At 75.4% G+C, this 6,964-nt stretch carries 4 protein-coding genes and 1 pseudogene; 3 read left to right on the top strand and 2 right to left on the bottom strand.

The features are described from left to right. Nucleotides 1–1,499, top strand: a 1,499-nt coding sequence (locus E1283_RS28680; protein ID WP_132821078.1) for a substrate-binding and vWA domain-containing protein, incomplete at its 5' end; no start/stop codon positions are given. Further along, nucleotides 1,486–2,106: a hypothetical protein gene (locus E1283_RS28675; protein ID WP_132821077.1), complete on the top strand. Its 621-nt coding sequence runs from the start codon at nt 1,486–1,488 to the stop codon at nt 2,104–2,106. The genes E1283_RS28680 and E1283_RS28675, both read left to right, overlap by 14 nt. Nucleotides 2,107–2,269: 163 nt before the next feature. On the opposite strand, the gene lysX is transcribed toward E1283_RS28675, so the two are convergent. Continuing rightward, nucleotides 2,270–5,554 (bottom strand): bifunctional lysylphosphatidylglycerol synthetase/lysine--tRNA ligase LysX, encoded by a 3,285-nt coding sequence (gene lysX, locus E1283_RS28670; protein WP_132821076.1) that lies wholly within the window; start codon nt 5,552–5,554, stop codon nt 2,270–2,272. Next, entirely contained in the window at nt 5,526–6,815 is a 1,290-nt protein-coding gene (locus tag E1283_RS28665; protein WP_132821075.1) for a N,N-dimethylformamidase beta subunit family domain-containing protein, read from the bottom strand. Before E1283_RS28665 ends, lysX begins: the two co-directional genes overlap by 29 nt. 23 nt (nt 6,816–6,838) lie before the next feature. Between E1283_RS28665 and E1283_RS39125 the strand changes: the two are divergent. Continuing rightward, nucleotides 6,839–6,964 (top strand): annotated as a pseudogene (locus E1283_RS39125) (ATPase); the annotation flags it as partial.

Below are 6,964 nucleotides of genomic sequence, written 5' to 3'. Positions count from 1 at the left end.
GGTCCGGCGGCGGGGACGGCTCCGTGGTGCGGATCCTGGCGAGCAGTGAACTCGCCGACACCGAGGACGTGTTGGCGCGGGCCCAGGAGGAGACCGGGGTCGGGGTCGAGATCACCTGGTCGGGGACGCTGGACGCGACGAGGCTCGTCGCCTCCGGGGAGGCCGAGGAGTACGACGCGCTCTGGCTGGCCACCAACGACTACCTGCGGCTGCGGCCCGAGGCGGCCGACCGGATCCTCACCGAGACCTCCGTGATGACCTCGCCGGTCGCGCTCGGCGTCCGGCCCGAGGTGATCGACCGGCTCGGCTGGAACCCGGAGGAGGTCACCTGGTCGCAGGTCCACGCGGCCGCCGCGGCCGGTGACCTCACCTTCGGCATGACCGACCCGACGCGTTCCAACTCCGGCTACAGCGCGCTGATCTCGGTCACCTCGGCACTCTCGGGCGCCGAGGCGGCGCTGACCGAGGAGGACGTGACGGGCAGCGCCGAACGCCTGCGCGAGTTCTTCGCCGGGCAGCGGCTCACCTCGGGCTCCTCCGGCTGGCTGGCCACCGCGTTCGGCGACCGTCCCGACGTCGACGCGCTGATCAACTACGAGTCGGTGCTGCTGTCGTTGGCCAGGGACGGCGCCGCCGACCTCACCGTCGTCCGCCCGCTGGACGGCGTGGTGACCGCGCGCTACCCGCTGACCACCCTCACCTCCGCCTCCCCCGAGGCCCGCGACGCGCTGGGCGCGCTCACCGACCACCTGCGCGGCCCGGAGGCCCAGGCCGCGCTGACCGAGCAGACGCTGCGCCGCCCGGTGGCGGGCGGCGTCGCGCCGGCCGAGGCCATCCCGGACGGACAGCGGCGCGAACTCCCCTACCCGGGAACCCTCTCCGTCGCCGACGGGCTGCTCGACGCGTTCGACAACGAGCTGCGCCGGCCGTCGCGGACCGTGTACGTGCTGGACACCTCGGGCTCGATGGAGGGCGACCGGATCGCGTCGCTGCGGGCCGCGCTCGGCCGGCTCACCGGCACCGGCGGCGCCGGCGCGGGCGAGCGGTTCAGGGAGCGGGAGCGGGTGACGCTGATGCCGTTCGCCGGGGACGTCGTCTCGCGGGACACCTACCAGGTCGACCCCGCGGACCCGGAGCCCGGGCTGACGCGGATCAGGGACGGCGTGGACGCGTTGACGGCGGACGGCGACACCGCGATCTACTGGAGCCTGATGGAGGCGTACGCGCTGCTGTCCGAGGAGGACACGGCGGACGCGTTCACCTCCATCGTGCTGATGACGGACGGCGAGAACGGCGACTCGATCGGCCCCGGGGGCTTCGCCGACTTCCACGCGACGCTGCTGGGCGACCTGGCGACGGTGCCGGTGTTCACGGTGCTGTTCGGGGACTCGGACCGGGGCGAGTTGGAGGGGATCGCCGAGCTGACCGGGGGCCGCCTCTTCGACGCGGTGGACGGCTCCCTCGACCAGGCGTTCCAGGAGATCCGTGGCTACCAGTAGGACGACGGGCGGCGCGCTCGGATATCTGGAGTCCCGCAAGAACCTGACGGGCTGCGTGTGCGGCCTGGCCGGCCTCGGGCTGACCCTGGCCGGGCAGGCCGGCACGTTCTGGCCGCTGGTCGTCGGCGGCCTCTACGGCGCGGGCGCGCTGCTCGCCCCGCCGGAGCGCGAGGCGCCGCCGCCGTTCTCCGAGACGTCGGAACTGGCGGCGGTCCGGGCGGACTTCGCGGCGCTGCGGCCGTATCTCGACGCGTTCGACGCGCCGCCGGCGGCCGCGGGATCGCTGGCCGAACTCGACGGGCTGCTGACCGCGCTGCTCGACCCCGGCTGGGTGGCCGACGAACTCGTCGTCGATCCGGAGGCCGTCCACGCCCTGGCCCGGGCGGTACGGCACGACGTCCCGGAGGCGATCGACGCCTACCAGCGCACCCGCTGGTGGTCCCGCCTCACCCCGGGCGGAGAGCCGCCCGAGCGCCATCTGGAGCGACAACTGGCGCTGATCGGTCGTGAGTTGACGGCCCGCGCGGCCACCATCCGGGAGTCCCAGGAGGCCCGGCAGCAGACCCACACCACCGACCTGGAGGGCCGCGACCCACGGGAACCGTGACGGTGGCCCTACCGGCCGGGCGAAGCGGACGGCCGGCCCGCCAGGGCGGCGGCCGAAGGCCGCCGGGCCTGGGGCGGGCCGGCGCGGCGGTGCTCCGCCGCCGCCCGCCTCGCAGGCCGCAGGCCGTAAGGGGTTCAGCCCGGCCGGCCAGGCCCCGGCTCTGTCAGCCGCCGCGGATCAGGGGGAAGGCCAGGGTCTCCCGGATCGGCAGGCCGGTGAGCAGCATGATCAGGCGGTCGACGCCGAGTCCCAGGCCCCCGGTGGGGGCCATGCCGTACTCCAACGCGGCCAGGAAGCCCTCGTCGGGTTCCAGGGCCGCCTCGTCAGGGGCCCCGCCCTCCGCGGCCCGCAGCGCCTGCCGGCGCAGCCGCCGGCGTTGCTCGACCGGATCGGTCAACTCGGTCGCGCCGGTGCCCAGTTCCATGCCCCAGGCGACCAGGTCCCAGCGTTCGCCGAGCCGCGGATCGTGCCGGTCGGCGCGCACCAACGGGCTGCTGGCCAACGGGAAGTCGCGGTAGAAGACCGGCGGGCCGGTCACCGCCTGGACCAGCCGCTCGTACAGCGCGTCGACCAGCTCGGCGTGACCGGCGCGCGGCCCCGGCTCGACGCCCGCCGCCGCGCAGTGGAGCCGCAGCGCCGCGACCCCGGTGTCCGGGCCGATCTCCTCGCCGAGCGCCGCGGAGATCGCCGGGTAGACGCCGACCACCGGCCACTCCCCCGACAGGTCGTGCTCGACGCGTCCGCCGTCCTGGCCCCGCGTCACCGCCAGCGGGGCACCGTGCACCGCCGTGGCCGCCTCCCGCACCAACGCGCCGGCCAGCTCGCGCATCCCGTCCTGGTCCGCGCCGGCCCGGTAGGCCTCCAGGATGGTGAACTCCGGGCTGTGCCGGTGCGAGACCCCCTCGTTGCGGAACGCCCGCCCCAGCTCGAAGATCCGGTCGAAGCCCGCCACGCACAGGCGCTTCAGATACGGCTCCGGCGCCACCCGCAGCGTCAACTCCATGTCGTAGGCGTGGGCGTGGGTGACGAAGGGCCGGGCGTCGGAGGCCGCGTGCGGCGGCTGGAGCATCGGCGTCTCGACCTCCGTGTAGCCGCGCCGCCACAGCGCCTCGCGCAGCTCGCGCAGCACCGTCGACCTGGCCACCAGCGCCGCCCTGGCCGCCGGCCTGACCACCAGCTCGGCCGGCCGGCCCCGGGCCCGCGCCACCGGGTCGGTGAGCCGGTGCCGGGCGTCGGGCAACGGCCGCAGGCACTTGGCGACCAGCCGCCACGAGGCGACGAGCAGCGAGGGCTCGCCCCGGTGGCTGCTGCCCGACTCGCCGGTGGCCTCGATCTGGTCGCCCCGGTCGATGGCGGCGACGAAACGACGGAGCCCGCCGGGGCCGGCACGCGCCCGGGTGAGGATCAGTTGCAGCTCCCCGGAACCGTCGCGCAGCCGGACGAAGACGACGCCGCCGAAGTCCCGCACCAGCAGCACCCGGCCGACCACCGTGGCCCGGGTGCCCGGCGGCCTGGACCGCAGCCAGGCCAGGGCGGCGGTGCGGTGGCCGTCCGCCGGATAGGGGTCGACGCCCCGGTCCCGCAGCTCGGCCAACTTGCCCCGACGCACCCGCTGTTGCTGCGAGGGCCGACCCTCGGCCCCGGCCCGTGCCGGCTCGGGCGGCCGGGTGACGTCCATGGCCAGCTCGCGTTCCTCGTCGGTGAGCGGCGGCAGCCCGACCGCGCCGATCGGCCTGACCCCGCCCCGGCCGTGCGGCGGGGAGAAGAAGCCCTCGACGATCGTCAGGGACAGGCCGACCCGGGCCAGGCTGCCCGGCTCGCCGTAGCAGAGGAACCGCGGAAACCACTCGGGCCGGTACTTGGCGGTGGCCCGGTACATCGTCTCCAACTGCCAGAAACGGGAGAAGAACAACAGCAGCCGCCGCCACATCCGCACCACGGGGCCCGCGCCGAGCCGCGCGCCCGCCTCCAGCACCGAGCGGCCGACGGCGAAGTTGAGCGAGACCCGCCGGATGCCGAGCGCCGGGCCGTGCGCGGCCAGCCCGGCGACCATGAACTCCACAGTGCCGTTGGGCGCGTCCGGCGCCCGCCGCATCAGGTCGAGCGAGACGCCGTCGTGGCCCCACGGCACGAACGACAGGATCCCGATCCTGGGCGCGTCGGCCCCGTCGCCGGCCAGCGCCTCGACCAGCAGGCAACGGCCGTCGGCCGGGTCGCCGAGCCGGCCGAGCGCCATCGAGAAGCCGCGCTCCCGCTCGTCGCCGCGCCACGTGTCGATGTCGGCGCGCAGCCCGGCGAACTCGGCCTCGTCCAGCTCCTGGTGGCGGCGCACCCGGATCCGGGCGCCGGTGCGCCGCACCCGGTTGACGGCCTGCCTGGTGGCGCGCATCGACCGCCACTCACGGTCGAACTCGGCCGGCCGCAGAATCGCCTCGTCCCCCAGGTGCAGCACGCGGAACCCCGCCCTGGCGAAGGCCGCCGCGCCCTGCTCGCCAGCGCCGAGCACGGCCGGCAGCCAGGCGTGGCCGCGGGCCATCTCGCTCCAGGCGGCGATCGCGCCGTCCCAGGAGTCGCGGTCGCCGATGGGGTCGCCGCCGGCCAGGCAGACGCCCGCCTCGACGCGGTACGTCACGGCGGCCAGGCCGTCCGGCGCGAAGACGGCGTCCTTGTCGCGGCGGGTCGCGAAGTAGCCGAGCGAGTCCTGCCGGCCGTGGCGGGCGAGCAGGGCCCGCAGCCGGATCTCGTCGTCCGCCGCGAGACCGGTCAGCGCGCGCTGCGAACGGAACAGCACGACCAGCGCGTTGAGCACCGCGAGGGTGCCAAAGACGTCGGGCAGGGTGCGGATGACCACGGGCGGATGGCCGGCGAAGTCGCGGGCCGCGCCGAAACCGCCGAACACCCGGTCCGCGGCGTAGGCGAGCCGGTCGCCGCGCGGCAGCGAGCCGGGGAACAGGCTCACCATCAGCCAACCGAGCCCGGTGGCCACCGCGAGCCCGGCGACCAGCGCGCCCAGCGCCCGCCAGAACGCGCCGCGCCGCACCCGGGCGTGGAACTCGGCACGCGACCACCAGAGCAGGGCGAGCAGCAGCGCGGCGCAGCCCGCCCCGGCCAGCGTCACCCAGAGCTCCGCGTAGGCCGCCCTGGCCAGGTGCACGACGAGCAGCGCCGTGGCACCCAGGACGACGACGAACCAGGCCACCCGCTTGCGTACGGTGAGGGCCGCGGCGAGCAGCAGCAGGCAGACGCCGTAGGGCAGGTTGGCCGGCAGCGGCAGCAGCAGGCCGCCCACCACGTCGCGCGGTTCGGAGAACGGGTCGCGCACGAACGGCAGCAGGGCGCTCAGCGCGCAGAACGCGCCGACCAGGGCGACGACGGTGCCGAGCAGCGACGGCACCCGGCGGCGGAAGGCGCCCGGCTCGTCAGCCCTCGCCGTAGACCCGGTCCACATTGTTCTCGGGCTCCGGCCGGTGCCGCGCGGCCGGCCCCTCCGCGAAGGCGCGCAGCACGTTCTCGGTGGTGCGGGTGACGAACCGGCCGGTCCTGGCGTCCATGCCGTGGTTGCGGCCGTTCAGGTCGGTGCCGGCCATCAGCCCCTCGACCCAGCGCATGGTGCCGGCGGCGAACACTCCGGCGCCGCCGTCCACCGTGTAGTAGGCGGAGTCCTGGTGGCTCGACCGGCCGTTGCACTCCAGCGGCGAGTGGGCGACGATCTCGATCCGGTCGGGGGTGGGCGCCTCCGGCGTCACCCGGTCGTACTCGACGCCCACGAGGTGCTCGAAGGACTCGTCCCGCTCCACCCCGGTGCCCTCGAACAGCCAGTGCCCGGGGCGGTGCACGACGTAGGGCGCGTCGGTCGGGTAGCCCTCGTACAGCACGCCGGTGAGCGACGACTCGGGGTCGGCGCCCGGATCCTGCCGGAAGTCCGTGGTGACCAGGTGCGGGTCGTCCGGGTAGTGGGGGTCCTGCGCGAACGAACCCTTGTAGCAGGCCACGCTGCGGCCCCACTCGTTCTCCGGCTCCAGCCGGCCGGGCTCCAGACGCACCCGGCGGTAGCAGGTGTTGGCCCCCAGGATCGCGACGTTGGTGCCGGCGTCGCGGGCCTCGGTGACGCGCTCGCGCTGGCGGGGCGTCCAGTACTCGTCGTGGCCGAGCACGATGACGGCGGTGGCGTCCTTCAGCACGTCCGGGTCACGGTCGACGTCGATCCCCGTGGTGTAGGCCAGGGGTATGCCGAGGCGCTCGGCGAGCACCACGGCGGCGCGCTCGTAGACCAGGAACTTCTCGGCGCCGTCACGGTCGTAGGGACGGTCGAAGCCGACCACCTTGGACCGGCCCTCGTGACTGCCGTCCTGCCCCTGGTAGAGGCTGTAGCCGCCCCACAGGTTGTACGCCTGCCAGGTGGCGGGCGCGTGCATCAACACGGTGCGGCCCGCGCCGCTCTCCGACCGGACGATCAGCGGAACGTAGCGCTGGTGCCCGTGGTCGGCGTCCAGCCGCAGCAGGTACGCGCCCTCGGGCCACCCCTCGGTGCCGAAGTCGAGGCTCCGGCGCCAGCCGGCCTGCACGGTGCGGGTGATCTGGTGCACGCGCGGCTCGCGCTGCTCCTCGCCGGGGACCGACTCCGACCGCCAGACGAGTTCGGCCTCCCGGCCGTCGTACCAGCCGACCCGGAACGCCGACACCCGGAACCGGCGGGCCGTGGTGGACACCCGCAGCGCCACCTGGTCGCCGGGGCGCCGCGGGCCGGGCGCTGCGCCGGATCGGCGCGATCGACTTCGCGACGACCGTCGCGCCCGGGCTGCGCGACGTCCTGCTCACCGGCAAGGTCTGCGAGGCGGTGCGCCGCCGCGGCCCGGAC

Source organism: Streptomyces hainanensis (assembly GCF_004348415.1).
GTDB classification, from domain to species: Bacteria; Actinomycetota; Actinomycetes; order Streptomycetales; family Streptomycetaceae; genus Streptomyces; species Streptomyces hainanensis.
Note: the sequence above shows the minus strand (reverse complement) of the source record. Positions and strands in the feature narration are given on the sequence as shown.